At 60.2% G+C, this 26226-nt stretch carries 25 protein-coding genes; 12 read left to right on the forward strand and 13 right to left on the reverse strand.

Annotated features, from left to right (window positions below):
* The 5 genes from AAF739_04125 to AAF739_04145 all read right to left on the reverse strand — a co-directional run bounded on the left by AAF739_04125 (position 1) and on the right by AAF739_04145 (position 4820).
* Entirely contained in the window at positions 1-792 is a 792-nt protein-coding gene (locus AAF739_04125) for an ABC transporter ATP-binding protein (GenBank protein ID MEM6381838.1), read from the reverse strand.
* Positions 793-1002: 210 nt separating this feature from the next.
* Positions 1003-1512, reverse strand: a complete 510-nt coding sequence (locus AAF739_04130; GenBank protein MEM6381839.1) for a hypothetical protein — start codon at positions 1510-1512, stop codon at positions 1003-1005.
* Positions 1513-1522: 10 nt separating this feature from the next.
* Positions 1523-2977: a dihydropyrimidinase gene (gene hydA / locus AAF739_04135; GenBank protein MEM6381840.1), complete on the reverse strand. Its 1455-nt coding sequence runs from the start codon at positions 2975-2977 to the stop codon at positions 1523-1525.
* Positions 2978-3113: 136 nt separating this feature from the next.
* Positions 3114-3401 (reverse strand): GIY-YIG nuclease family protein, encoded by a 288-nt coding sequence (locus AAF739_04140; GenBank protein ID MEM6381841.1) that lies wholly within the window; start codon positions 3399-3401, stop codon positions 3114-3116.
* 156 nt (positions 3402-3557) lie between these two features.
* Positions 3558-4820, reverse strand: a complete 1263-nt coding sequence (locus AAF739_04145; protein ID MEM6381842.1) for a Zn-dependent hydrolase — start codon at positions 4818-4820, stop codon at positions 3558-3560.
* Positions 4821-4994: 174 nt separating this feature from the next.
* On the opposite strand from AAF739_04145, the gene AAF739_04150 reads away from it, so the two are divergent.
* The 10 genes from AAF739_04150 (at position 4995) to ugpC (ending at position 15716) form a co-directional block, all read left to right on the forward strand.
* A complete protein-coding gene (locus AAF739_04150) occupies positions 4995-5609 on the forward strand; it encodes a TetR family transcriptional regulator C-terminal domain-containing protein (GenBank protein ID MEM6381843.1) in 615 nt (204 codons plus the stop codon).
* A gap of 95 nt (positions 5610-5704) precedes the next feature.
* On the forward strand, positions 5705-6259 hold the full coding sequence (locus AAF739_04155) for a cytochrome b/b6 domain-containing protein (protein MEM6381844.1): 555 nt from the start codon (positions 5705-5707) through the stop codon (positions 6257-6259).
* Between the two features lie 130 nt (positions 6260-6389).
* Positions 6390-7403 carry an ABC transporter substrate-binding protein gene (locus AAF739_04160; protein ID MEM6381845.1) on the forward strand — a complete coding sequence of 338 codons (1014 nt, stop codon included), beginning with the start codon at positions 6390-6392 and terminating at the stop codon, positions 7401-7403.
* Between the two features lie 76 nt (positions 7404-7479).
* Complete coding sequence (locus AAF739_04165) at positions 7480-8247, forward strand: ABC transporter ATP-binding protein (protein ID MEM6381846.1); 768 nt, start codon at positions 7480-7482, stop codon at positions 8245-8247.
* The gene (locus tag AAF739_04170; GenBank protein MEM6381847.1) at positions 8240-9073 is read left to right on the forward strand and encodes an ABC transporter permease; all 834 of its coding nucleotides are present in this window, start codon (positions 8240-8242) and stop codon (positions 9071-9073) included. The genes AAF739_04165 and AAF739_04170 overlap by 8 nt, the downstream gene beginning before the upstream one ends.
* 174 nt (positions 9074-9247) lie before the next feature.
* Entirely contained in the window at positions 9248-10597 is a 1350-nt protein-coding gene (locus tag AAF739_04175) for an extracellular solute-binding protein (protein ID MEM6381848.1), read from the forward strand.
* Positions 10598-10688: 91 nt separating this feature from the next.
* Positions 10689-12011: a sugar ABC transporter permease gene (locus AAF739_04180; GenBank protein MEM6381849.1), complete on the forward strand. Its 1323-nt coding sequence runs from the start codon at positions 10689-10691 to the stop codon at positions 12009-12011.
* 89 nt (positions 12012-12100) lie between these two features.
* On the forward strand, positions 12101-13309 hold the full coding sequence (locus AAF739_04185; protein MEM6381850.1) for a carbohydrate ABC transporter permease: 1209 nt from the start codon (positions 12101-12103) through the stop codon (positions 13307-13309).
* Positions 13310-13313: 4 nt separating this feature from the next.
* Complete coding sequence (locus tag AAF739_04190; GenBank protein MEM6381851.1) at positions 13314-14645, forward strand: trehalase family glycosidase; 1332 nt, start codon at positions 13314-13316, stop codon at positions 14643-14645.
* A gap of 12 nt (positions 14646-14657) precedes the next feature.
* Entirely contained in the window at positions 14658-15716 is a 1059-nt protein-coding gene (gene ugpC / locus AAF739_04195) for a sn-glycerol-3-phosphate ABC transporter ATP-binding protein UgpC (GenBank protein MEM6381852.1), read from the forward strand.
* An 83-nt stretch (positions 15717-15799) separates the two neighbouring features.
* On the opposite strand, the gene AAF739_04200 is transcribed toward ugpC, so the two are convergent.
* The 8 genes from AAF739_04200 to AAF739_04235 form a co-directional block, all read right to left on the reverse strand.
* Positions 15800-16552 carry an ABC transporter permease gene (locus AAF739_04200; GenBank protein MEM6381853.1) on the reverse strand — a complete coding sequence of 251 codons (753 nt, stop codon included), beginning with the start codon at positions 16550-16552 and terminating at the stop codon, positions 15800-15802.
* A gap of 129 nt (positions 16553-16681) precedes the next feature.
* Positions 16682-17512 carry an ABC transporter ATP-binding protein gene (locus AAF739_04205; GenBank protein ID MEM6381854.1) on the reverse strand — a complete coding sequence of 277 codons (831 nt, stop codon included), beginning with the start codon at positions 17510-17512 and terminating at the stop codon, positions 16682-16684.
* Between the two features lie 105 nt (positions 17513-17617).
* A complete protein-coding gene (locus AAF739_04210) occupies positions 17618-18643 on the reverse strand; it encodes an ABC transporter substrate-binding protein (protein MEM6381855.1) in 1026 nt (341 codons plus the stop codon).
* Between the two features lie 225 nt (positions 18644-18868).
* Positions 18869-20233, reverse strand: coding sequence for an FAD-binding oxidoreductase (locus AAF739_04215; GenBank protein MEM6381856.1), 1365 nt, complete (start codon positions 20231-20233; stop codon positions 18869-18871).
* Positions 20230-20625 carry an oxalurate catabolism protein HpxZ gene (gene hpxZ / locus AAF739_04220; protein MEM6381857.1) on the reverse strand — a complete coding sequence of 132 codons (396 nt, stop codon included), beginning with the start codon at positions 20623-20625 and terminating at the stop codon, positions 20230-20232. The genes AAF739_04215 and hpxZ overlap by 4 nt, the downstream gene beginning before the upstream one ends.
* Positions 20625-21086: a cupin domain-containing protein gene (locus tag AAF739_04225; GenBank protein MEM6381858.1), complete on the reverse strand. Its 462-nt coding sequence runs from the start codon at positions 21084-21086 to the stop codon at positions 20625-20627. Before AAF739_04225 ends, hpxZ begins: the two co-directional genes overlap by 1 nt.
* Complete coding sequence (locus tag AAF739_04230; protein MEM6381859.1) at positions 21083-21871, reverse strand: isochorismatase family cysteine hydrolase; 789 nt, start codon at positions 21869-21871, stop codon at positions 21083-21085. Before AAF739_04230 ends, AAF739_04225 begins: the two co-directional genes overlap by 4 nt.
* A complete protein-coding gene (locus AAF739_04235; GenBank protein ID MEM6381860.1) occupies positions 21868-23124 on the reverse strand; it encodes an amidase in 1257 nt (418 codons plus the stop codon). The genes AAF739_04230 and AAF739_04235 overlap by 4 nt, the downstream gene beginning before the upstream one ends.
* Positions 23125-23336: 212 nt before the next feature.
* Between AAF739_04235 and AAF739_04240 the strand changes: the two genes are divergently transcribed.
* Both AAF739_04240 and AAF739_04245 read left to right on the forward strand, forming a co-directional pair.
* The gene (locus AAF739_04240; protein MEM6381861.1) at positions 23337-24785 is read left to right on the forward strand and encodes an NAD-dependent succinate-semialdehyde dehydrogenase; all 1449 of its coding nucleotides are present in this window, start codon (positions 23337-23339) and stop codon (positions 24783-24785) included.
* Positions 24786-24969: 184 nt separating this feature from the next.
* The gene (locus tag AAF739_04245; GenBank protein ID MEM6381862.1) at positions 24970-26169 is read left to right on the forward strand and encodes an ABC transporter substrate-binding protein; all 1200 of its coding nucleotides are present in this window, start codon (positions 24970-24972) and stop codon (positions 26167-26169) included.
* Positions 26170-26226 lie beyond the last annotated feature (57 nt).

Below are 26226 nucleotides of genomic sequence, written 5' to 3' on the forward strand. Positions count from 1 at the left end.
TTAGTTCGCCTCCTCATAGGCATGCCCTGCCCTAAGCCCATCCCGCACGCGTTGCGCGATTTCGAGGAACTCGGGTGTCTCACGAATATCGAGCGGGCGTTCCTTGGGAAGCGTTGACTCGATGACATCCGTGACGCGGCCCGGGCGCGGGCTCATGACCACGATGCGGGTGGAGAGATACGCCGCCTCGGGGATCGAGTGGGTGACAAAGCAGGTCGTCTTTTCGGTCCGCGCCCACAGCGCCAGAAGCTGCTCGTTGAGGTGATCGCGGACGATCTCGTCGAGCGCGCCGAATGGCTCGTCCATCAAGAGGATATCCGCGTCGAACGCCAGCGCGCGCGCGATGCTCGCACGCTGCTGCATCCCGCCGGACAATTGCCATGGAAACTTCTTACCGAAGCCGGCAAGGTCAACGAGCTCCAGCGCCTTTTGCGCTCGCTGGCGCTGCTCGGCCTTTGTGAAGCCCATGATCTCTAGCGGCAGGGTGACATTGTCTTCGATCTTGCGCCACGGGTAGAGCGCGGGCTGCTGAAACACATAGCCATAGGCCCGGTCGAGCCGCGCATTTCTTGGTGTCGTGCCCTGGACAGTGATGCTGCCGCCAGTGGGCTGTTCAAGGTCTGCGATCACGCGAAGGAAAGTGGTCTTGCCGCAGCCCGACGGCCCGATGAACGAGACGAAGTCGCCCTTCTGAATGTCCAGATTGACGTCCGATAGGGCGTGAACATCGCCGTCACCGGTCTTGAAGACGAGATCGAGGTTTTTTGCGGAGATAATGGGTGGGGCGGTCAAGAACGGGCCTTCATATCAGTCTAGCAATGCCCTGTCTCTGAGCATGCCTCAAAACTGCACAAAACCAGCCCCGACCACAAGACGTCATCCTAGGGCTTGTCCCTAGGATCCATGGGAACTTTGGGGACGCTTTGGGTTAGCCAGCATCTTATGGACCCTAGGCACAAGGCCTAGGGTAAGTGCGGTAGAGGTGGCCCAGCTTCGACAGACTCATCCGCTTGGCGCATGGCCCGGTCCGAGAACCGCCCTTAACGCTAGTGCGGTCCCAACCCCAACAGCAATGAACAAGGCTAGCTCAACGCCGTCGCTTATAGAAACCCGGGGCCAGACAAACACGTCCGTCGCCAACACCCTAGGAACGGCCTCGAATAATCCAGCCGCTTCACGCGCCTCACGTACCGAAGCGTAAAAGTCTGGATACCAGGAAAGGAGGCCGGCCATCAGGATCATGATAGCCGGCACAAGAGCACCCAATGACGCCGCCCTCAACCAACTAACTAGTTTTTGGAGCAGAACCCACAGGATCGGCCCGCCGACAAAAAACGTTGCAACGATCGCAATTGGAAGCCCAAATATCGCGCCAGAAAAAAGCACCATAGTGGCCCAATTTTCTGAAGCATCCGGCGGCGGAAAAGCTATCATCGGCAGCACCGCTCCCAGCCAGCCAAGCGTCGCGGCTAGAAGCGAGGCCTTCCACCAGGTGCCCTTCGGATAAGCCATCAGGAGCGGTTTAAACCCCGCTCGCTGGTATACCCGTCCGCTCCACCTTCCTCGGAGCCGTGATCTCTTTCCACGTTGAGTAGGCCGCATTGACGGCCTGGAACGGCTCGCGCTTAACGAACTTGCCGTGGCCTTCCTGCGTTTTGATGGCACCGTCATCCACCGCGACAACCCCACGGGTGAGCGTGTAGCGCGGCAGGCCTTTGACGTGCTTGCCCTCGAACACATTGTAGTCGATGGCCGATTGCTGGGCGCTGGCGGTGATCGTCTTTTCCTTATTCGGGTCGAACACCACGATGTCCGCGTCCGCGCCCTCAAGGATCGCGCCCTTTTTCGGGTACATATTCAGGATCTTGGCACTGTTGGTGGACGTAACCGCGACGAACTCGTTCATCGTCAGCCGACCGGTCGCAACGCCATAGGTCCATAGCATCGGCATGCGGTCCTCGAGCCCGCCGGTGCCGTTCGGGATCAAGCGGAAATCACCAACGCCGTTGCGCTTCTGCTCAGTGGTGAAGGCGCAATGGTCGGTCGCCACCACTTGCAGTGACCCCGCTGCGAGGCCCGCCCACAGCGAATCCTGATGCTTCTTGTCCCGGAACGGGGGAGACATCACGCGCCTCGCCGCATGGTCCCAATCGGGGTGGGTGTACTCGCTGTCGTCCAACGTCAAATGCTGGATCAGCGGTTCGCCATAAGCGCGGATTCCGTTCTGCCGCGCCCTTCTAATGGCTTCGTGCGCCTGCTCGGAGGAGGTGTGCACGATGTAGACCGGCACACCCGCCATATCGGCGATCATGATCGCGCGGTTGGTCGCTTCGCCTTCGACCTCGGCAGGCCGCGAATAGGCGTGCGCCTCGGGGCCATTGTTGCCCTCGGCCATCAGCTTTTCTTGAAGCTGCGCGACCACATCGCCGTTCTCGGCATGCACCAGCGGCAGGGCACCCAGCGCGGCGCAGCGCTGGAACGATGAGAACATCTCATCATCATCCACCATGAGCGCGCCCTTGTAGGCCATGAAGTGCTTGAAGGTGTTGATGCCCTTGTCTCTGACCACCGTCTCCATCTCGTTCCACACCTGCTCACCCCACCAGGTGATCGCCATGTGGAAGGAGTAGTCGCAGTTCGCGCGGGTCGATTTGTTGTCCCAGCGGTCGATGGCCTCAAGAAGGCTCTGCTCGGGGTTCGGCAGGCAGAAATCGACCACCATCGTCGTGCCGCCAGAAAGCGCCGCGCGCGTGCCGCTCTCGAAATCGTCCGACGAGTAGGTTCCCATGAACGGCATTTCGAGATGCACATGCGGGTCGATCCCACCGGGCATCACGTAGCAGCCAGATGCATCCAATTCGGTCCCGCCGGACAAGTTCGGCCCGATCTCGGCGATCTTGCCGTCTTCGATTTTAATGTCGGCCTTGTAGGTCAGATCGGCGGTGACGATCGTGCCGTTCTTGATGGTGGTGGTCATGGTTGGTGCCTCATTGTGCTCGAGGCCCCGGATCAAGTCCGGGGCTTGAAGGGTGTAGAGCCAAGCCCCGGACTTGATCCGGGGTCATTTCCCGATCTCGCAAAGTCCCGGACTTGATCCGGGACCTCGCGCAGTTCTAGCCGATAAGTTCAGCGCTCAAATCACGCCAAGTCGGGTTCATTTCTGGGATGAGCGCATCTTTCCAAGCGCGCCTCCAGCGTTTGATTTGATGCTCTCGTTTGACTGCCAAGTGGCGTTCTCCATGCTCTTCGCACCAGACTAATGTATGAATATCATAGCGTCTGGTGTGCGCCGAAACCGAGCCAGATCGGTGCTGCTCAACGCGCTGGTGCAAGTTTCCAGTTGAGCCAACGTAGACGGCGCCGTGAGGCCGGCTTGCGAGAATGTAGACCCAGAAGCTCATCGGCAGCTCATCGGCGTGCCACGCGCTCGAGGTACCGGCTCAAGGCCGGGACTTGCGAATGAGCCAGGAGGCCCCGGATCAAGTCCGGGGCTTGGCTCGTATTGGCTAAGCCCCGGACTTGATCCGGGGCCTCGCGCCAAGTGAAGAACGCTTCACTCACCCCACGATCTCCGCCTTCTCCACCACCGCGTGGAACAGCACATCCGCCCCGGCGCGCGCCCACTCTTTGGTGATCTCTTCGGCCTCATTGTGCGACAGGCCATCGACGCAGGGGCACATGACCATCGCGGTCGGGTACAGCCGGTTGATCCAGCAGGCGTCATGCCCCGCGCCAGACACAATGTTCATGTGGCTGTAGCCGAGACGCTCCGCCGCCTCGCGGATCATCGTCACGCAGCCCTCGTCGAAGGCAGGCGGGTCGAACGAACCGACGCTTTCCCACGACAGTTCAACGCCGATCGCCTCACACAGCTTTGGCGCTTCCTCTTCAAAACGCGCAACCATCCGCTGGAGCCGGTCCAATTCGTGCGATCGGATGTCCACGGTGAAGACCACCTTGCCGGGGATGATGTTGCGGCTGTTGGGGTAGACGTCGATATGACCGATGGCGCCCACCGCGTTGGGTGCATTGTCCATCGCGATCTGGTGCACAAGCTCAGTGATCTGCGCGAGGCCACGCCCCGCATTCTTTCGCATCGGCATCGGCGTCGAACCCGTATGGCTCTCCTTGCCTGTCACCGTGCATTCGATCCAGCGCAGCCCCTGCCCGTGCGTGACAACGCCAATATCCTTGCCTTCGGCTTCGAGGATCGGGCCCTGTTCGATGTGCAGCTCAAAAAAGGCGTGCATCTTGCGATCACCAACCTTTTCCTCGCCCTTCCAGCCGATGCGCTCCAGCTCGTCGCCGAACTTTTTCCCTTCCGCGTCGACGCGGTCATAGGCCCAATCGAGCGCATGAATGCCTGCGAAAACGCCGGACGCCAGCATGGCCGGCGCAAAACGTGTGCCTTCTTCGTTGGTCCAGTTGGTCACAACAATCGGGTGCTTGGTCTTGATGTCGAGATCATTGAGCGTGCGCACGATCTCAAGGCCCGCCAGCACCCCCAGCACGCCATCATAGCGCCCACCGGTCGGCTGCGTGTCGAGGTGCGAACCGACATAGACGGGCAGCGCGTCAGGGTCCGTCCCTTCGCGCCGCATGAACATGGTGCCCATCTCGTCGACGCCCATCGTCAGGCCGGCCTCTTCGCACCAGCGCTGGAACAGCCTGCGGCCCTCGCCATCCTCATCGGTAACGGTCTGCCGGTTGTTGCCACCGGCAACGCCCGGGCCGATCTCAGCGATCTCGTGAATGGTATCCCAAAGCCGATCGGGATTGATCCGAAGATTTTCCCCAGGCTGGCTGCCTTGCATGCCCATTGTGCGTTCCCCTGTGTCGCGTCCCCAATGATCGAACCGTTTGCAGTGAAGACCGCCGCGCCGCCCGCGTCAAGATTTTGACCAACTGGTCCAATGCCATTGATCTTAAAGAGTAACTTGCGCGCAATCCATTTCACGCGTTAGATTTTAGGCGGCAAAGGAGGAGGGCAGGCCGTGCCGAAAGCAAGCCGCATTCAGCGCGCCAATCGCGCCGCAATATCATCAGCTGCGATGACCGAGTTTTCCGTGCGCGGTTATCATGGAGCAACCATTGACGCGATCGCCGGCAAAGCGGGCATGTCCAAGCCCAACTTGCTTTACTATTTCCCGTCGAAAGAAGCGATTTATCGCTCCTGTCTGGAGCAGATCGTGGAGGAGTGGCTCAGTCCCCTTCTGACCCTTGATCCGCAAGGCGATCCCGTGGAGGAACTGCGGCGCTACATTTCCCTCAAGATGCAAATGTCGATGGACAGGCCGGAAGCTTCCCGCCTTTTCGCGTCCGAGATCATTGCCGGCGCACCGATCCTCAAGGACTTTCTCGAAGGTCGCCTGAAAAGCGTTGTCGATGAAAAAGCCGGGATCATTCGGCACTGGATCGATACGGGCAAGATGGCGCCGGTCGACCCCTACCACCTGATCTTCATGATCTGGTCTGTGACGCAGCACTATGCCGACTTCGACGCTCAGATCGACGCCGTCACCGGCGGGCAACCGCGCAGTCCGGGTTTTCATGAGCAGGCCAGCCAAGCCGTGCTATCGATCATCCTGAACGGCGTGAAGCCGCGCTGAAGCTCCAGGCTTTGAGCAAATTCACTGGCCGATCCACATAGTCGCGCTAGTCTAAGCGGGTAGCGCAGAGCGGCCAAAGCTTCGAGGAATGGACCATGGCACAAGCGAACCCATCGGGCGTCAACCGCTATCACCCAGCGCTTGTGGCGCTGCATTGGGCATTGGCGATCCTGCTGACCATGTCGCTGATTGGTGGCATGGCGATCCTCGACGGCATCCCCAATGATTCACCCGACAAGATCGGAGCGCTTTTCGGGCACATGATAGCCGGCAGCCTGATCGCCATCTTGATCACCGTTCGGCTGATTGTCCGCTTCCGCACAAGCAAGCCGCCCGAGCCGGACAGCGGGTCGGCATTTCTCAACCGCATCGCGCGTCCCGTGCATCTACTGGCATATGCCCTCGTCTTCGGTATGGTCGGCACCGGCATGGCCATGAGTGTGATGGCGGGCTTGCCGGCGATCGTGTTTTTCGGCTCAGGCGATCCGCTCCCAGCAACCTTCGACGACCTGCCGACGCGAGCAGCGCATACATTCATTGCGTTTACGCTTATCGGGTTCATCGCTGTGCACCTGGCTGCGGTTACCATGCATGAAATGCGCGGCACGGAGCTGTTACGCCGCATGTGGTTCGGAGACCGGGCCACTTAGGCAGTCGGCGGCACGAGCGTAGGCGCTGCGGAACCAGTCTTGCCACCCTTACCGCACTCGCCTATCCCTGCCCCACAAACGCGCAGCCAAAAACAACGAGACAAAAGCGCGCGAGATGAGGGAGAACATCATGACCAAGCTGACACGCCGCCAGACCATGGGGTTGATGGGCGCAGCGGCCGCTGCCCCACTTCTCAGCAGACCCGCCTATGCCAACACAGCCATCACCGTTGGCGCACTTCGCTTCACCAGCCACGCCGCAAGCTTTGTTGCCTTCGAGCGAGGCTACTTCGACGACGCCGGGCTCGATGTGAACTTCGAGTTTTTCCAGGCCGCTCAGCCGATGGCTCTGGCGATCGCTGCGGGCGACGCCGATTTCGCGGTGACCGCCGTTTCCGGTGCGCTGATCTCACTGGCCGAGCGCGGAGCAACTAAAGTTATCGGTGGTGCTCTGTCCGAAGAGCAGGGCATCGACGGGCAGAAAATCGTCGTCTCGAACGCAGCGCTGGCGGATGGTGTCGACAGCCCGTCAGCCCTCGGAGGGCGGACATGGGCCGTCACGCAAGCCGGCTCGTCGTTCCACTATATGGGCTCTAAGATATCCCAAGCCGAAGGGGTCGAGGTCGAGTTCCAGCCACTCCAGGGCGTCGGCAACATCATCGGGGCCCTGCGGTCCGATCAGGTCGATGCCTGGTCCATTGTTCCTCACATCGCCAAGCCGCTCGACGCCAGCGGTGCCGTCCACATCATCGGGGATGTCGCTGACTATCTGCCCAACTATCAGGTGACGACGGTGTTCACCTCGTCGGACAACGCCGCCAATGAGCGCGCGAAAAGTGAAGCGTTCATCGCTGCGTTCTCGCGCGGTGCCGCCGACTTCAACGCGGCCCTTGTCGATAAGACGCAAGGCGAGGACGGCGCTGAGGAGATGGTCCAGCTCATCCACAAATACGTCTACACCGACCGTGAGCTTGATGCCGCGCGTCCGGCGATCGTCAACGGTGCGATGCGGATCAATGAAGGCGCGGCGCTGAACACCACCTCGCTTGAAAACCAGATGAACTGGTTCAAATCCGAAGGGCTGATCGATGAAAGCGCATCGATGGACAATCTGGTGGACGGATCGTACGTGGAGACCATGTAAGGCCTGACGAACAGGCTTTTCACAGCAGAACCAGAAGCGGGCTCCACTGCTTCTGGTGAGATAAGGCGCAGGCCATATGGACCTTGCTATCGAGGCGCTCTCGCACGAGTACGGCCATCTGGAAGTTCTGCGCCAAATCGATCTGGATATCCGGCAGGGGCAGATCGTCTCGATCATTGGGCCATCGGGCTGCGGAAAATCGACGCTTTTGCGCCTGATCGGCGGGCTCGAGCGACCAAGCGCGGGGCGCGTGGTGCAGCGCGGAGAACCGCCGGCAGGCAGCCTCAATCCGCTAACCTATGTTTTCCAGGACTTTGCGCTGCTTCCGTGGCGGTCGGTAGCGGGCAACATCGCGCTCGTCCTTGAAGACCACGGCCTCGGTGCCGCGCAACAAGCTGCCATCATCGCCGATGTGCTGGCCCGGACGAAACTAACCGAGTTTGCCGACGCGCTTCCCAAACAGCTTTCAGGCGGCATGAAGCAGCGTGTCGCGATTGCGCGCGCGCTGTCCGTCAACCCTGCCGTCATGCTCATGGATGAGCCGCTTTCGGCCCTCGACAGCCAGACCCGCGAACTGTTGATGGATGATCTCATTGCGCTGTGGGCCCGTGAGCGCTTCACCGCTGTTTACGTAACGCACAATCTCGCCGAGGCGGTGAGGTTGGGGCACACCATCGTGGTCCTGTCGCGACGGCCGGGAACCATCCGCGAGATCATCAGCATTGAAACACCCCTCGACCAGCGCTCTCGCACCGACAGCGACCTAGTCGCCACCGAGGCAAGGCTGTGGGATCTGATGCGCGAAGAGGCTCAGGCGGCCGATCAGGAGCTGGTTCATGGCTGAGGTCTCGAGCGGGGGCTCGCGCCCAGGCACGTCGAATACGTCCAATACGTCCGTGCGCTTCCGCGGCGGCGGGTTCCGAACGCGCACCATCTACTGGATTGGCCCTGTGGTCTTTGCGGCGCTTGTACTGATCTGGGAGTTGGGAACGCGGTACGGTTTCATCTCGAGCCTGACATTGCCGCGCCCTGGCGATGTTGCGGGTACTTTCGGTGAACTCTGGCGCACCGGCGCCCTGATCGATCATCTTCTGCCGTCTCTGACGCGGTTTTTCGTCGGCACGGCGATGGGCTGCGCTGCAGGGGTCGCCGTCGGGATCATGATCGGGCTGTTTTCTTACGCGAGATCCGGCCTTGTGCCGCTGGTGGCGGCGATCTTTCCCATCCCCAAAATCGCGCTTCTCCCCCTGTTCATCATCTGGTTCGGCATCGGCGAAGGGTCGAAATACGCGCTGATTGCGCTGGGAACCTTCACGCCGATGGTTGTCGCAACCTATGGCGCGGTCGACAATGTCGATCGCACACTGATCCGCATGGGTCAGAGCTTTTCGCTGTCCTGGGCATCCATCGTGCGCAAGATCGTCTTGCCTGGTGCGATGCCCGGCATCTTTTCAGGGCTTCGCGTCTCGGTCGCCATCGGGATCATTTTGCTGGTAGCCGCCGAGATGCTGGGCGCACGGCGCGGGATTGGCGCCTACATTCTCGAAGCGGGATCGCTCTACGATCTTGAGCGGCTGTTCGCCGGCGTAATTATCCTTTCGGTGCTTGGCGTCCTGATGAATTTCCTGCTCGGCTTGATCGAAAATCGCGTTTTGCGCTGGCGCAGCTAGTCACCGGTCGCGTTCAACTTGCCACGCTGGCGCATCTCGACACCGGTTTGAAGGCTGGACGGGACCGGCATTATTGGCTACCCAATTTGACCGAGCCCTGATGAACAGGGCCTGCGGGCACGCCAAGATGCCCCATGCCCGCAAGAGGCTTCAAACGATCTGGGAGGATCACCCATGACGCGCACCACCGCGCTGTTGAGCGGACTGCTCGCAACGACCATGCTTGCAAGCGCCGCCAACGCCGAAACCATCCGTTTCTGGACCACCGAAGAGCAGCCCGAGCGACTGGCCATCCAACAGCAGATGGCCGCCGACTTCGAAGCAGCAACAGGGACGGAAGTCGAGGTCATTCCGGTGACCGAGTCTGACTTGGGCACCCGTGCAACGGCCGCCTTCGCTGCTGGTGACCTGCCAGACGTGATCTACCACACGCTCCAATATGTCTTCCCATGGACGGAAGCGGGCATCCTCGACCCCGATGCCGCAACGGACATCATCGATGATCTGGGCGCAGACACGTTCGCGCCCGGCGCGTTGGAAATGGCGTCCGTTGAAGCCGAGCTGTACGCTGCGGTCCCCGTCGATGGCTGGACCCAGATGGTGGTCTACCGCGCTGATCTGTTTGAAGAAGCAGGCCTTGAGCCACCCACCTCCTACGCCAACATTCTGGCTGCCGTCGAAGCGCTGCACAATCCGCCAGAACTGTTCGGTTTCGTCGCCGCGACAAAGATCGACGAGAACTTCATGAGCCAGGTGCTCGAACATGTCTTCCTGGCGAACGGCGTTTCACCGGTCTCGGCCGATGGGTTTGCTCCGCTGGATGAAGCGGCCACCGTCGAGGTCCTCGAATTCTACAAGGCCATCGCCGAAGCGTCCCCTCCGGGCGATCTGTTCTGGCAACAGTCGCGCGAACTGTATTTCGCCGGGCAGGCGGCGATGATCATCTGGTCGCCCTTCATCCTTGATGAACTGGCAGGCCTGCGCGACAGCGCACCCCCTACCATCAATGATGACCCAACATCATCAGAGCTTGCCTCCAAGACCGGCATCGTGACCACCTTCTCGGGTCCGTCCAACCCCGATGGCGCTGCGTGGGCGGACATCCGCTACATGGGCATCACATCCGGCGCGAACCTCGATGCAGCACAAGCCTTTGTCGAGTTTTCGATGGGTGATGGCTACACATCGACCTTGTCCATTGCGCCCGAAGGCAAGTTCCCGGTCCGCCGCGGCACGTCCGATGACCCAACCGCGTTTGTCGATGCCTGGTCGATGCTTGATGTCGGCGTTGATCGCCGCGCTCCGTTATCCGATCTCTACCCTGCAGAGGTGATCTCGGAGATCGTTTCGGGTCTCGAAACGGCGGATCGCTGGGGCGTCAGCGAAAATCAGCTTTCCATCGCATCGCAGATTATCAACACGCAGATCATCAATCGGTATGTGCGCGAGTTCATCGACGGCGAACGCGATGCGGCGGCGACCGTTGCGATCATCAACGAAGAGTTGGCGGCCGCAGTCGAATAAATGCCAACACGTGAAGGAGACGCGCACACGATCGTGCGCGCCTCCCATTGCCTGACAGGCGGCAATGCCGCCATTTTTCGAGGCATCCCAGATGTCGATGGCTGAAAACACACCTGCTGCTGCAGTCCAGCAGTCCGAAGCCAAGCCTCCAAGAGGCGCGGGTCCGATGCGCAAGCGCGAAGCAAAGCTTGCGTTGGGCATGTTGTTACCCACCGCGCTGATCATCATTCTCGTTGTTCTGGGGCCGCTGCTGGCCAATTTCTGGATATCGGTCAAACCGGTGGAATTGGCGGATTTGCGCGCGCCGACAGCGCTGGTCACCGAACGCTTGCGCGGCGACGCTGACGCGGTGGGCGATGTGGTGGAACTTCAGTACCGCATCCGCAACTCATCGCCGGAGCGACCGGTCATCGAAGCGGGCTTCAGCGATACCATTCCCCTTGGCCTGACGGTCACTGCGCTCGATCAGCGGTGCACGTTGGACGGCCGTAATCTGACTTGCGCGCTTGGTGATCTCGAAGGCGGGTTCCGTGAACGTTTCGAGCTTGAAGCGGAGGTTACCCAGGCGTTTCTTGACGCGCCTTCCGATGTGCGTGACACCGATCCCCTGGTCACAGGGTCTGGCGTCAATGTGCTGACCAGCCTTGATTTCACAGCCGAAAATTTCCAGCGCGTTTTCTCGGCCTCCGAGTTCTGGTCGGTCTTGCGCGTCACCATCTACTACACGGTTTTCTCGACCGCCGGCGCGCTGGTGGTTGGCCTGTTCGCGGCGCAACTTCTCAATACGGCCTTCAAGGGGCGCGGTATCTTGCGCGGACTGTTGCTGTTCCCCTATGTCGCCCCGGTCATCGCGGTCGCTTTCACTTGGCTGATCCTGCTTGATCCGTTTTCGGGCACAATAAACGCGATGCTCGTCGAGATGGGGCTTATAGGTGCACCGATCAATTTTTTCGGCACTCGTGAAGTCGATGTGACGATCCTCGGTCTGACCTTTCAGTTCCCCGTCGCCCTTTCGACCGTGATCGCGTTCGAGGCCTGGCGCTACTTCCCGCTTTCGTTCCTGTTCATCTTGGCAGCAATGCAGGCTGTTCCCACCGACATGTACGAAGCGGCGGAAATCGACGGCGCATCACCGCTGCAGCAATTTTGGTACCTATCATTACCCCAACTGATCGGCATTCTTTCGGTCCTGTTTCTGCTGCGCTTCATTTGGACCTTCAACAAGTTTGACGACATCTTCCTGCTGACCGGGGGCGCAGCGGGGACACGCACCCTCACCGTCCAGGTCTATGAGCAGGGGTTTGCTTTGTCGAACCTCGGCGCGGGCGCAGCGGTTGCCGTGGTCGTGTTCTTTGTCCTGCTCGCGTTTGCTCTGGTCTTCTTCCGCTTCTCGCCGAAAGAGGGAGGTGCCTGATCATGGCCACGATGGACACTTCCCTCTCCCCGGATCGGTCGGCTGATGAAGCACCGCAAGGCGGCTTTGGCCTTGGCGCAGGCACGATCATGAGCGCAGCCATCGGCGCGCTGAGCGGCTTTGTCGTCATGATCGTCGTTGGCGTGACGCTGGGCCTCGTCACCGGCGCTTTTGCCGCCCCGCCCGCAGGCTCCGCCGCGCTTGCCGGTCTGCTGATGGGCGTCTATCTCGGCGCGAACCCGCCCCATGCACGCCAAAGTCTGCGCGCGAAGATCGTCGCAGCCATCGTGTTGCTGGTCGCGCTTCTGGCGGTCACGTTCGCAATGCCCTTCGGCCTCAGCGTAGAGAACGTCCCGGCCGCACAAGCGGTCGCGCTGGCCATCTTCGCCTATCTCACGGTCGTCGGCAGCGCGGTCATCATCGGCGACCTGCCCATTACGGGAGTCTCGCGTTACAAACGCGAAGAAGCGTTCATCCGCACGATGAAGGGTCTAGGCTACGTGATCTTCACGGTCATGGTTGCCCTGCCCTTCTACGTGATGGTCATGACATCGCTGAAAAACCAGTCGGAGCTTCTCGCCAACCCGCTCGACCTGTCTATCAGCTTCGAAGGCGGCGCCGAGGGTCTGTTTTCCAGCTACATCGAACTGTTCACACAATTCAATTTCGGCCGCTATCTGCTGGTCTCGTTCATCGTCTCGACAGCGACGGTCATCCTGACGCTGCTGTTTTCGATCCCGGGCGCATACGCGGTTGCGCGGCTGCGCTTCACAGGTCGGCAAGCCTTCGCACGCTCTATCCTTCTGATCTACATGGTCCCGGCTATCGTGCTGGTGATCCCGCTTTACGCGGTCTTCTCGCAGCTGGGGCTGCGGAACTCGCTTCTCGGCCTGTTGATCGTTTATCCGGCCACAACGGTGCCGGTCGCGCTCTACATGCTCAAGGGTTACTTTGAAGGCCTGCCGGCTGAGCTTGAAGAAGCGGGCCTGATGGATGGCCTCACACGGTTTGGCGTGATCATGAAGATCACGCTGCCGCTTGCCCTGCCCGCGCTCGCTTCGGTCTCGCTCTACGTGTTCATGATCGCCTGGAACGAGTTCCTCTTCGCGTTCATGTTCCTCGACGACCCCTCGATCTTCACGCTCTCGCGCGGGGTCGTCTCTCTCAATTCTTCGGAAGTCCCAAGGCAGCATCTCATGGCTGGCGCGGTTGTTGCGACGGTGCCGGTGCTCGTGATCTTTTTATGGCTCGAGCGGTTTCTGGTGGCGGGCCTGACCGCCGGCTCAGTAAAGGGATAGCCTTGTGGCCCTCGAAGATGTGTTGCCGATTTCTGATGAAGCTTTGACCCAAGCTGCACAATCGATCATCGCCGGTAATGATCGTGGCGGCTACACGGTGCCAACAGCGGGCCTGTATCCGTACCAGTGGAACTGGGATTCAGCGATCGTCGCGATGGGCTTCGGGGCGTTCGATCTTGATCGCGCGTGGACCGAAATCGAAACGCTGGTCACCCATCAGTGGCCAGATGGAATGATCCCCCACATCATCTTCCACGAGGAGGTTCCCTCCTACTTCCCCGGCCCGTCGGTTTGGGACACCCAGCGGCCCATCGCCACGTCCGGCATTTCCCAGCCTCCCGTCGCAGCCTTTTGCGCCGAGGAGCTACTTAAACGCAGTGAAGGGCGCAGCAGCCTTGAGCGCGCATCGCGCGTTTTCGACGCGCTCATGCGTTGGCATCGCTGGTGGCACGATTACCGCGACCCGGGGCAGCTGGGGGTCGTGGCTGTTACCCACCCATGGGAGTCAGGTCGTGACAACAGCACCGACTGGGACGATGCAATGGAAGCCGTCGACGGCTCCAACGTCACGCCGTATGAGCGGCGGGACTTGCAGCATGTTGATGCGGCCATGCGACCGACCCACGAGGAATACAACCGCTATATCGCGCTAGTTGAGTTCGGACGATCGCTGGGCTGGAACGCCCGCGATATAGGAACCCGCAACCCGTTCTTTGTCGCCGACCCGGGCTCCACCTTCATTTTGCTCGCCGCTGATCGTGCCCTGATGCGCATGGCGCAGACGCTCAAGAAACTGGACGATATGGCGGACCTTGAGGAGTGGATCGCGCGCGGGGAAGCCGGAACGCAGCGCCTTTGGGACGAGGAGCAACAAACGTTCACCTCGCTCGATTTGAGGTCCTCGCAGCATAGCCTCGGCGTTTCAAACGCAGCACTGCTTTGCTTTTTCGCCGAAACCGGCAGCGCCCGGCAAAAGCGCGCCATGCTGGAGCATTATCATCGCATCCGCCGCAAGACCGGTTACGGCGTCGCCAGCCACGATCCCGACACACCTGTTTTCGATCCCAAGCGCTACTGGCGTGGGCCGGTATGGGCCTTCATGAATATGATGATCGGACGGGGCCTGTTTACCCACGGCCATGTTCGCGAAGCTTTGCAGGTGTGGGACGACACCCGAACACTCATCCGCAGCGCGGGCTTTGCGGAGTATTTCGATTGCAACAACGGCAACCCGGCGGGCGGGGTGGCCTTCTCATGGACCGCTGCGGCATGGCTGCAATTCGCCGCCATCGGTGCACCGTGGGCGCCAACCGCCGTGCCCACATCGAGGATTTGATCAGGGGGAACTATGGGCGCGATTGAACTGAAGGCGGTCGAAAAATGGTTTGACGATCTGCAAGTCATCAAGGGCGTTGACCTTGAGATCAACGATGGCGAGTTCGTGATCTTCGTTGGCCCGTCAGGATGCGGAAAATCGACGCTTCTACGCATGATCTCGGGCCTGGAAGAGACCAGCCGCGGCGACATCCTCATCGATGGCAAATCGGTCGCGACCGCCCCACCCTCCGAGCGGGGCCTCGCCATGGTCTTCCAGTCCTACGCGCTGTACCCCCACATGTCGGTGCGCGAGAATGTCGGCTTTCCACTGAAGACTGCCGGCATTGCCAAACCGCAGATCGAAGAAAAAGTCGCCTATGCGGCCAATGTCCTGAAGCTCGACGACTACCTTGACCGTAGGCCGAAAGCGCTGTCCGGCGGCCAGCGTCAGAGGGTGGCGATCGGACGGGCCATTGTCCGCGAGCCGGCAGCGTTCCTGTTCGATGAACCGCTGTCGAACCTCGATGCGGCCTTGCGCGTTGAGATGCGCTTCGAGATCGCCAAGCTGCACCAGAACCTGAACGCAACGATGATCTACGTCACCCACGATCAGGTCGAAGCGATGACCCTCGCCGACAAGATCGTCGTGCTATCGGCAGGCCAGATTGAGCAGGTTGGAAGCCCGCGGGAACTGTATGAACGGCCCGGAAACCTCTTCGTCGCGCAGTTCATCGGCTCGCCAAAGATGAACGTGCTGCCGTGCACCACGTCCGGCGACAGCTTCACCGTTTCGGGACACGGCTCTGGGCTGTTTCCCTACGGCCAGGGCGGCGCGTCCGCCGCGCGTGTCGGGATCCGGCCCGAGCACATCACCATAACCCCGGATAGCGAAGGCCTCGTCCACGGCCGGATCGACGTGATCGAGTATCTTGGCGCCGATACCTATTTGTACGTGACGCTCGACGATGAGCAGACGCTGACCGTTCGCGCACCGGGGTCAGACGTATTCGAAGTCGGGGCTCATGTCGGTCTCGCGTTCCAGGACGGGCACACCCACTTCTTCAATGCGGAAGGCCGCGCTATTCGCTGAACGGCCAAGCAACAAGCGGGCCATTTGCAAAACAAGGGGCCGTTCTAAACGGCCAGCTTTTGCTCACGGGTAGCTGAAACCAATCAGACCTGGCTTGCCGGGTCGCCTTGCGAACGCGTCGCCCAACCGGTCATGCGGCGCTCAACAAAGTTCGCGGCAAGATACATCAGCACGCCCATGATCGCGGTTACCATCAAACCGGCAAACACCAGAGGCACCTCAAACCGTGAGGACGCCTGGATCATGAGATGGCCAATGCCTTTGTTGGAGGCGACGGTCTCCGCAATGATCGAGCCAACGAATGCAACGGTGATCGCGATCTTCAGCGACGCAAAAAAGTACGGCAGCGAGCGCGGTATGCCGACCTTCATGATGATGTCGCGCTTGGACGCGCCGAGCGCACGCAGCACGTCCTTAAGCTCCTGCTCCACCGTGGCAATGCCGGTCGCGACGTTTACCAGAATAGGGAAAAACGAGATCAGGAACGCGGTGATGATCGCAGGCACGGTGCCGATACCGAACCAAATGACGAGGATCGGAACCACAGCCACCTTCGGGATGGAATTGAAGCCGATCAGGACCGGATAGAAGCCGTTGTAGACGAGTGAAGACGAGCCGATCAGAACGCCCGTCACCAGACCGAAAACGATAGCTATGCCAAAGCCGACCACCGTGGTGAACGCAGTCTGCATGGCGTTGTCGATAATGGGAACGCGCCATTGCCACATGGATTCAAAAATGACCGTCGGCGCGGGCAGAATGAACTGCGGAAAGTCGAACAGCCGAACCGTCCCCTCCCAAATTGCAAACAAACTGAACACCACAAGCCACGGCATGATGCGTTCCAGCTGCTTGCTGCTGAGCTTCAAGCCCCCGGTTTTACGAGAAGGCTGCGCCGCAGCTGACGATGGAGCCGGGGTTTGCGTTTGTGCGGTGGTGTCGACCATCTGTTGCGAGCTCCTCGCCTATTCAGCTGCCGCCGGGATCGGCGCGACAGGGGCGCTTTCGTCTGAGCGCGCGGTGTAAATATGATCGCGCAAATCCTGCGCGATTCCGCCAAAATCGGGGCGGAAGGTGATGTCCAGCTGGCGCGGGCGGGCAAACTCGATATCGCGTTCATGGATCATGCGGCCCGGTCGCGCGCTCATGACGTAAACCTTGTCCGCCAGATACACCGCTTCGCGCAGATCGTGCGTGACGAGAATGATGGTCGGCTTCTTCGCCATCCATACGTTCTGCAGAACGCCCCACAGCTCTTCACGCGTGAACATGTCGAGGGCCGCGAATGGTTCGTCGAGCATCAACAGTTCAGGCTCATGGATCAGCGCACGGCAAAGCGAAACCCGCTGCTGCATCCCGCCTGAAAGCTGCCAAGGGTACTTCTCATCGAACCCTTCAAGGCCGACAAGCTTCAAAAGACTCCGCGCTTTCTCGCGAAACTCTTCCTTGCGAGACGAAAGCTGGGAACGATAGGGCTGCGCAATCTCAAGCGGCAACATCACATTGTCGATCGTGTTGCGCCACGGAAGCAAGGTCGCGGCCTGAAACGCCATGCCAACGATGGAAAGTGGCCCGTCGACATACTGACCAGCGACGCGCACGCCGCCTGATGTCACCGGCCACAGACCAGACATGGCTTTCATCAAAGTGGATTTGCCACATCCCGAGGGACCAACCACAGCGATGAATTCGCCCTTGTCGACCTTCAGATTAGCACCGGACAGCGCCAGCGTTCCCGACTCTTCGCCGCCGTAGCGCAGCGAAACATCGTCAAGCTCAACAAATCCACCACTCATGCAGGTCTCTCCGGCCGCTGCCTTCGGATCATGTGCTCGCCTGTGACGGATACCAGGCGAGGACGAGGTCCAAGCCCGGCATACCGTGTCATCATGCGTTTCCGCTTACATCGTTGGCAGCATGCGATCTTCTTTCGAGGGAAGATACGCGTCGGTATAAATGTCGTCCATCGTCAGGGAATTGGGAATGTCGTATGCATTCTCAACTTCGATGATCCCCAGATTAAACCGCTCTTCGTCCACCGACGAAATGCCATTTTCCTTGACGTTGTCCGTCATGATCATCTCATCAATCGAGATCTGCCAGCGCTGGCGCTCGATCGGCACGTCGGTCAGTGGCTCGAACTCCGCCAGCCCGGCAATAGCCGCATCAGGGTCGGCAATGGCCATCTTCAGGCCTTCCAGCATGCAACCCACGACGGTCGTTACAGCCTCGGGATTGGCTTCGGCAAATGCGCGGCTTGTCAGGATAGAGGTTGAGTACAGCTCGACGCCGTAATCCTTGTAGCGGAACACGCGTTGCTGGTCTTCGGTCATGCCAAGGCGCGCCAGGCTCATCGTTGAGGAGGTGATGAAGCCCGTTACCCCATCAGCTTCACCCTGCACCAGCATCGGTTCGCGCAGTTCGGGGCTCACGGAAATCCACTCGATGGTGGACTCGTCGATCTCGTTGGCTTTTGCAAAAATCGGGAAAAGCTGGCGACCGGCGTCGAAGTCTGGAGCGGCGAGCGTTGTCCCCTCGAAATCCTTGGGCTCGACGATTTCGCTATCGGCAGAAACGACCGCAACAAGAGGTGAGCCATCGAACAGCACGGCTACCGCGATCAGGTCGCTGTCAGGGTTCTCAGCGCGAAACTTGATTGTCGGATTGATGTCCGCAACGCCCATATCGTAAGTGCCAGCGGCCAGATCGACCGGAACGCGGCCGGAGCCGAACCCACGGTCGAATGAGATGTTGACGCCGCCCTCTTCGAAGCAGCCAGATTCCTGCGCCATCAGCGCGTACGCCTGCGGCCCCTGCCAAGCCCAGTCCATCGTGAAGCGGACATCGGTGGCCAGCGCGCTTGTTGCGCCAAGCCCGACCGTGAGGCCAGCAGCGATGATACCGCGGGTGAAAAGTGTTCGACCCATTGTCGTTTCTCCTGTTGAAGCGCCGTTTCGCGTCCAGGCGCGTCGGTGCGAATTATCTTGGCGGCAGAACACATCCGCAAACCGCCGTAATGGTAGAGGTACTGTGCTGCGCGAACAGGGGCAACGCTGGCTTGGTTAAGGAAGCGCACAATTTTACGCCATGCCCAATATTGGCGCTGAATGCCCTTAAAGCTGCCTAAGGGTTAGGCATTTATCAGCGAAAGCTTATGAACGAACCGGAACGTAGCTCGGCATCTTTCCAGGGTTTAACAGTCCATAAGGGTCGACGCGTGCCTTGAAAGCCAACTGATCACCGGGCACACGCTTGTGGCGTGAACCGTCCTCAACGGTGAAAACGTGCGGGTTGGCGACAGGAACCCCGTTATCTTCATGCAGCGCGATGATCTCGCTCAGTCGCTCAGGGCTTGTAAAGGGCCACAGCTGTGCGCCGTTGGCGGCAAGCTCGCCCTCATAACGGATGAATTCCATGTGCAGCGGTAATTCATCACCGAGTGCTGCATGCATTGCGCTGGCTGTCTCGATGATGCGGCCGGGCGGAAACAGTGTCTGCAAATAGGAAATCGAGCGGTCCTGCTTGACCGCGTGCAACGTCGTATGACCCCAGCTCATCTCGTAGATGGGCAGCTTTTTCGGATCGGCCTCACGCGCATCGGAGGGCTCACTGACGATGATCGGCGTTGGGTCGATTTTCGGCAGGTCGCGCTGGTCAATCATCATGAGGACCGCGCACTTGCCCCCCTCGAGCTGTGGAATGAGCGGCCGCAGATAATGCGCGCAGGACGCAACGTGAAACGAAACCAGCCGTTTAGCAATGCCGGGATCTGCGGCCACATCGTGCGCGAAGCGTAAGGCGGCGTCGAAATCATCAAAGGCGGCAACCATGTCCTGCCAGGCGCGCGCGGGCTCAAGCGGCGCGGCGACGTCGACCACGACGCCGGTCGAGCCAAATGTGCGATTGACGAGATTGGTATCGAGACCCTCAAGCCGGATGGTTTGTGGACTATCTTCGAGGGTGATCACCGTTGCACCGTGGAGATTACCTTCTTCACGCAAACCGCCCCAAGTAACCGAGCCTATTCCGCCCGAGCCGCCGCAGAAGTAGCCGCCGATGGTGGCGATTTTCTTGGTCGACGGGTGCATGCGCAGCTCAAGCCCCTGTTCATGGGCCGCACGTTCCACCGCGTCGACTTTGGCGCCGGACATGGCCCGAAAACCGGTCGGCCCCAGTTCGAGAATGTCCGTCATCTCGGAAAGATCGAGAACAATCCCGCCATGCAGAGGGACAGCCTGACCATAGGTCCCAGTCCCGAAACCTCTGACGGTCACGGGGATGCGCAAACGCGCCGCGGCGGATGCGATGGCGATGACTTCTTCGACGGTGGCCGGTACCGCTACGAGATCAGCTTGAAGCCCATCAAGCGCAGCTTTCGCGATTGGGCTGAACCAGTAATAGTCCCGCGAGCGGCGCTTCAGGGTGACCGGGTCGTCAAACAGCTTCACGCCATTGACGGCACCTCGAAACCCTTCAAGGTCATAGCGTTCCCGGTCAAACGCGTAGGCCAGCGTCACGGATCTCCCTCCACCCGGTCGCGCAGCGAAACATGGGCGGCAACAACTTTCCAACCATCCTCCATGCGTACCCATGTCTGCGATTGGCGGCCGATTTTCGCTCCGTCGCCACGGACGAACTCCGTGTTCGCTGTCGCCATGTCCGCCCCGAATGTCGTGATAACCGTGCGGCGCAAGGCGCGTTCAAGCCCCGTTGAAGGCCTTGCTTTGCGGAACGCGAGAATTTCGTCCTGCCCGTACAGGCTCTCCGCCGGGCCGTAACGGATGGTGTGCTCGGAACTCCAAAACAGCGTGTCGAGGGTGTTCACGTCATTGGTCACCAAGGCCCGCTCATAATCAGCGAAGACGGCTTCCACTTCGGCCAGAACATCCGCTCGATTGACATCGACCATCAAGCCGCAACCGGCATCCTGCGCCCGATCACCGCCAGATCCTCTTCCGTGAGGGGTACCTCCTGACCGGAATGAATCAGCTCTGCGAACTCTTCATTGGGGACCATCGCGCACAGGGCATAGAGCTTCCCTTCGCCCGTGTTCTCGACAACGTGCTCTTTGCCCGGCGGGATCAGAAGCGAAGAACCGGGCGCTAGGTCGACCTCGACCCCGTCGCAATAGCCCTTGCCGGTGCCTTCGAGAATGAAAAAGAACTCGTGCGCCACCGTGTGCGTGTTTGGCGGTGTTGCGCCACCTTTCTCATAGATTTCAACGATGAATGTGAACGGAACACCATCCTGAACGGGATCCGCGAGGCAGGCAAAATAGTTCGTATCGTTGGGGCTGATCTTGTAGGCTTTGAGGTCTGACGGCGTCCGCATGACGGCATCAGCTGGTGGCGTTGCGATCTGAATACTCATGGGGACTCTCCTTCCAGGGCGGTCACAAACGCATCGGCCTTCAGCGTGAAGCCAAAGATCTGGCGCGCATTGTAGATGGTTGCTTGCATGCAATATTCGGGCGAGGTGGTCGCGGCGGCGTCCTCGAACATGAAGGTGTCGTAGCCGAGGAAGTTTGCATCGGCGAGCGTGTGGTAGACGCACTGATCAGCGTTCACGCCACCGAAAAACAGCGTATCGACCCGCAAGTTACGCAGGATCGAGTCGAGAGGCGTATCCCAGAAACCGGACATCCGATGTTTGTCGACAAAGATGTCGGTCGGCTCGGTCATCAAAGGTTCAACGATGGCCGCGCCCCAACTACCCTTTTCAAGGACAGGTGCGCGGCGCGGGCCCATGGGCGCGCCCAGTCCGACGTCTTGTCCAGCCGGATCGTAAACGTGACGCAGCGCCGGAGAGATGTTGGCCAGATCGGGTCGGTTGCCCCAATTGACCCAGAATACCGGCATGCCGACTGCCCGCGCGGCTGGTAGGACCCGCTGCAAGGGTGCAATCGCCGACGCAGCGGGGGCAACATCGACCCCGATGCCCGCCAGCCAACCGTCGGCGTGGCAGAAGTCGTTTTGCATATCGATCACGATCAGCGCCGATCGATTGATGTCAAAGCGCGCGGGCTTCGGTTCGCTCGCCACGATTGCGGCGCGGACCTCCAAGGGCGGGCGGACCAGATCGGCAGACTGTGCGTTGACCTTCCAGCTGTTCCGACTGTTAGGTCCAAGCGGACGGAGGGGTTCAAACTCGTTCACAGTTCTTCAAGCTCCTGCGCCAAATTTAACAGGACCTCATCGGTACCAGCGGGGCCGATCAGCCCCAGACCGACAGGGCCTTCGGGGGTCTTGAGAGCTGGAATAGCCAGTTGGGGCAAGCCCGCCATCCCAGCGACACATAAGATATCCAGCGCGCGCATGCGGATTTCCTGCAGTGTTTCTGGATCCAGATTCTTGTGCGGCGCGACGCCCGCAGCGCCCGGGACAACCAGAAGGCTCGCGTCACCCAAAAAACCGCGGACATGGTCAGCAACAGCGGTGCGTTTTCCGCGTGCTTCAGCGATATCATCGGCAGGCAGGGATTGGGCAGCCAGAAAGCGCTCACCCACGCCGGGGCCAAACTGAGGTTTTTCCCGCTCAACCCAATCGCCGTGTACGTCCCAGACCTCTGCGGATTGGGTGGTGATGAAAGCCTGTCGCCACGCAGCAACATCCCCCACCCTCTCATCTGTTGCAGACAAGGTTACGAACTCCGGCACCAATCCTAAACGACGCGCCAACACGCGAACCTTCTCCAACAACGGTGCGCGCAGCGGCGCGTCGAGCCGCTCAAACAATTCCTCAGCAACGAGCAAACGCTCTGGGGTCAGAGGCACGGCGTTGTCAGCATTGAGAAGTGCCTGACCTGCCAAAGCCAGGACACGAGCATCACGTGCAAACCAACCGGCTGTGTCATAGCTCGGCGCCAAGGCGACCGCCCCGGACAGCGAAATCCGCCCGTGCGTCGGTCGAATACCCCATACACCGCAATAGCTTGCCGGTGCGCGCACCGAGCCGCCAGTGTCCGAGCCCAGCGCCAGATCGCATAATCCACCCGTGACCGCCGCTGCGGAACCTGCCGACGAGCCGCCGGGAATCCGGCCCGGCGCGGCGACATTGACCGGGGTGCCGTAGTGAACGTTTTCCCCGTTCAGGCTCCAGGCCAGTTCATCGGTCAAGGTCTTGCCAACGAACTGAGCACCTGCATCAAGCAGCGCGACAACCGCGGGCGCTGAACGCTGCGCCGGCTTAGCCTGCGCAAACCAGGCAGGCGAACCGGCACCGGTTTTCAAACCCGCAACGTCGTAGAGATCCTTGATCCCAACCGACAGCCCGCTCAAGAGCTGGCTTTGTGGAGCCGGCGCATAGCCTGCGGTTGAATAAGGCGCATGCGCCATGAACGCCCCAAGCGGATCGGGGCTTGTCTCGTCCGGAACGGTAAAGACTAATGGAATGTCGATTTCCACGGTCATCAGCTTGCTCTTATGCAGCTAAAGAATGCAAGACCGATGCCATTGCTCCCGTTCAACACCCATACGGAGTATCCAGTGTGTTTACACGCTGAAAGGATCGCAGCGTATGGGGGACTTGCGGCGCTCAATGCTCGCTCCATTTTGGGCAGCCTTAAATGGGCAAACCAGCAACTAGGCATGCCCAACCCTTAACGTCTCGCCGGAAAGTCTCCATGACCGACACCGCTCCCTATCCCACCATCGCCATGCTTATCGACGGCAAATGGACCTCCGGGTCATCGACCGACCGCGATGAGGTGATCAATCCAGCAACAGGTGAAACGCTCGGCGAGGTGCCCCACGCCAGCTCCACCGATCTTGATGCAGCACTCGCGGCCGCTCAAAAAGGCTTCAACTCTTGGTCTTCAAAGACCCCGGCCGCCCGGCAGGCTGTGATGAACAAAGCGGCCGACCTGATGACCGAAAGGCGGACGTCCATCGCGCAGGTTTTGACCATGGAAATGGGCAAGCCGTTGGCCGAGGCGAAGACCGAAATGGACTTTGTGATTGGCATGACGCGGTGGTGCGGCGAAGAGGGAAAACGCGCCTATGGCCGCATCATCCCGTCATCGGTGCCCGGACCTCGCTATCATGCAGTGTGCGAGCCGGTCGGGCCCGCCTGCGCGTTCGTCGCGTGGAACTTTCCGGGCACCAACGTCATTCGGAAAATCGCTCACGCTCTGGGTGCGGGCTGCTCGATGACGCTGAAGCCCTCCGAAGAAACCCCAGGAACGGCGGTCGAGATCGCAAAATGTTTCCTCGAAGCAGGCGTGCACGACGGAGCCTTGCAGATTGTCTTCGGTGTCCCTGACACAATCTCCCGGCACTTGATCGCGTCCAACGTCACAAAGAAGCTATCCTTCACAGGTTCGGTACCTGTCGGCAAACATCTGGCAGCTTTAGGGGCGCAGACCTTGATGCGCGTCACCATGGAGCTGGGCGGGCATGCGCCGGTCCTGGTGACGGCTGATGCTGACCTCGACAAGGCAGTGAAGCTCGCCAGCAGCTTCAAATATCGCAATGCGGGCCAAGTCTGCATCTCTCCCACGCGCTTCCTCGTCGAACGCAAGGTCTATGCAGATTTCGTCGATGGCATGACCGAAGCATCGAAGGCGATCAACGTGGGCAACGGTCTCGATAAAGGCGTCACGATGGGTCCGCTGATTGCCGAACGGCAGGTCGAGCGCATGGAGCGGCTCGTACAGGACGCAACTTCCAAAGGCGCGACCGTTACAACCGGCGGCGAACGCGTCGGCAATCTCGGTTCGTTCTACGCGCCCACCGTCCTCGCCGACATGACCGATGATATGGATATGATGAACGAGGAGCCTTTTGGCCCGGTTGCCCCGATCTCACCCGTTGACAGCGTCGATGAGATGATCGCGCGCGCCAACAGGCTAGAGGTCGGCCTCGCCGGCTATGCCTTCACCACCAACAGCACGACCGCCGACCGTTTTGCGCGTGAGGTTGAAGTCGGGATGCTTGGCATCAATGCAATCGCGATCTCACTTCCGGAGACGCCCTTCGGCGGAATTGACGAATCCGGTTACGGCCATGAGGGCGGTATCGAAGGCCTGCAAGCCTACCAGCGAACGCGGCTCGTCGTTGAAGACCGGCGGTAAGTCTCAAGGATGGCCCTACCGCCGGAGTGCCCACTAACCATGCACTGCAAACAAGAGTTGCACGGCCATAAGCGATTGTCCTAAGAAACGCCGATGCGCGCGTCCGGCTGCTGCTTCCGCGAGGTTGGTCCGCTCACATAAAACGCGCTTTATGCCGCGTGCAAAAAAACAGGGAACAGTACTGATGAAAAAGCTTCTTCTCGCCGGCCTGAGCGTATCTGCGCTGATGGCATCTGGCGTCGCCGCACAGGCAGAAGGCCATGAAGTGAAACTCGGCGTCATTCTGGGCTTCTCAGGCCCAATTGAATCGCTCACGCCGGACATGGCGGCAGGTGCCGAACTGGCCATGAGTGAAATTTCCGAGTCGGGCCTCTTCCTTGATGGTCATGTGGTGACCTCGGTTCGCGCGGACTCAACTTGCGTTGACGCCGCTGCCGCAACCGCGGCAGCTGAGCGCCTCATTTCAGCCGAAGGCGTCGCCGCGATCATGGGTGCCGACTGTTCGGGCGTGACGACGGCCATTATCAACAATGCAACCGTGCCGCAGGGCATCGTCAACATCTCGCCGTCTGCCACGTCGCCGGCGCTAACCGATATTGAAGACAATGGCCTGTTCTTCCGCACCGCGCCGTCAGATGCACGGCAGGGGATCGTTCTGGCTGAAGTTGTGATGGATCGCGGCATTGAAGAGGTGGCCGTTTCCTTCACCAACAATGATTACGGCAAGGGCTTCGCCGACGCATTTGTCGCCGCCTACGAGGGCATGGGCGGCTCTGTCACCCTTTCGGCTCCGCATGAAGATGGCCGCGGCGACTATTCCGCCGAAGTTGGCGCTCTGGCAGCCGCTGGCGGCGATGCACTGGTCGTTCTTGGCTATGTCGACCGGGGCGGTCTCGGCGTGATCCGGTCAGCCATCGACACCGGCGCGTTCGAAACTTTCGTCGGCGGCGACGGCATGTTCGGAACCTCGCTCGTCGAGAACCTGGGCGCTGACCTTGAGAGCTGGTTCGGCACCCTGCCCGGATCAGCTGTCGGTGGCGACAATCCTTGGCCGGCTGTTGCTGACGCAGCAGGCGTCAACCATGAAGGCCCGTTCGTCGGCCAGTCTTATGACGCGGCTGCACTGATCCTTCTGGCCATGGCCGCTGGTGGTGATCACACCTCTGAAGCCGCAGCTGCCAACATGATGGCCGTTGCAAACGCTCCAGGCGAGCCGATCGCTGCTGGCGAACTGGCCAAAGCGCTGGAAATCATCGCTGCTGGCGGTGATATCGATTATGTCGGTGCAACTGGTGTCGAGTTCGGTGAAGTTGGCGAGCCAAGCGGCGTCTTCAACGAGTTCGAGCTTCAGGACGGCTCACTGGAAACCGTTCGCGTTCGCTAAGCGCACGCCCGTGATGTGTTTGGCCGCCTCTCTCCAAGGGGCGGCCAAGCCTTTTTC

Source organism: Pseudomonadota bacterium (genome assembly GCA_039024915.1).
Lineage (GTDB): Bacteria > Pseudomonadota > Alphaproteobacteria > Rhizobiales > MH13 > MH13.

Excerpts from the sequence above, each read along its gene's own strand:
- AAF739_04140 (MEM6381841.1), bottom strand. The coding sequence starts at position 3,401 with ATGAGCTTCTGGGTCTACATTCTCGCAAGCCGGCCTCACGGCGCCGTC.
- AAF739_04130 (MEM6381839.1), bottom strand. The coding sequence starts at position 1,512 with ATGGCTTATCCGAAGGGCACCTGGTGGAAGGCCTCGCTTCTAGCCGCG.
- AAF739_04240 (MEM6381861.1), top strand. The coding sequence starts at position 23,337 with ATGACCGACACCGCTCCCTATCCCACCATCGCCATGCTTATCGACGGC.
- AAF739_04210 (MEM6381855.1), bottom strand. The coding sequence starts at position 18,643 with ATGGGTCGAACACTTTTCACCCGCGGTATCATCGCTGCTGGCCTCACG.
- AAF739_04225 (MEM6381858.1), bottom strand. The coding sequence starts at position 21,086 with ATGAGTATTCAGATCGCAACGCCACCAGCTGATGCCGTCATGCGGACG.
- AAF739_04145 (MEM6381842.1), bottom strand. The coding sequence starts at position 4,820 with ATGGGCATGCAAGGCAGCCAGCCTGGGGAAAATCTTCGGATCAATCCC.
- hpxZ (MEM6381857.1), bottom strand. The coding sequence starts at position 20,625 with ATGGTCGATGTCAATCGAGCGGATGTTCTGGCCGAAGTGGAAGCCGTC.
- AAF739_04235 (MEM6381860.1), bottom strand. The coding sequence starts at position 23,124 with ATGACCGTGGAAATCGACATTCCATTAGTCTTTACCGTTCCGGACGAG.
- AAF739_04175 (MEM6381848.1), top strand. The coding sequence starts at position 9,248 with ATGACGCGCACCACCGCGCTGTTGAGCGGACTGCTCGCAACGACCATG.
- AAF739_04180 (MEM6381849.1), top strand. The coding sequence starts at position 10,689 with ATGTCGATGGCTGAAAACACACCTGCTGCTGCAGTCCAGCAGTCCGAA.
- AAF739_04200 (MEM6381853.1), bottom strand. The coding sequence starts at position 16,552 with ATGCCGTGGCTTGTGGTGTTCAGTTTGTTTGCAATTTGGGAGGGGACG.
- AAF739_04185 (MEM6381850.1), top strand. The coding sequence starts at position 12,101 with ATGAGCGCAGCCATCGGCGCGCTGAGCGGCTTTGTCGTCATGATCGTC.
- AAF739_04205 (MEM6381854.1), bottom strand. The coding sequence starts at position 17,512 with ATGAGTGGTGGATTTGTTGAGCTTGACGATGTTTCGCTGCGCTACGGC.
- AAF739_04155 (MEM6381844.1), top strand. The coding sequence starts at position 5,705 with ATGGCACAAGCGAACCCATCGGGCGTCAACCGCTATCACCCAGCGCTT.
- ugpC (MEM6381852.1), top strand. The coding sequence starts at position 14,658 with ATGGGCGCGATTGAACTGAAGGCGGTCGAAAAATGGTTTGACGATCTG.
- AAF739_04160 (MEM6381845.1), top strand. The coding sequence starts at position 6,390 with ATGACCAAGCTGACACGCCGCCAGACCATGGGGTTGATGGGCGCAGCG.
- hydA (MEM6381840.1), bottom strand. The coding sequence starts at position 2,977 with ATGACCACCACCATCAAGAACGGCACGATCGTCACCGCCGATCTGACC.
- AAF739_04245 (MEM6381862.1), top strand. The coding sequence starts at position 24,970 with ATGAAAAAGCTTCTTCTCGCCGGCCTGAGCGTATCTGCGCTGATGGCA.
- AAF739_04170 (MEM6381847.1), top strand. The coding sequence starts at position 8,240 with ATGGCTGAGGTCTCGAGCGGGGGCTCGCGCCCAGGCACGTCGAATACG.
- AAF739_04165 (MEM6381846.1), top strand. The coding sequence starts at position 7,480 with ATGGACCTTGCTATCGAGGCGCTCTCGCACGAGTACGGCCATCTGGAA.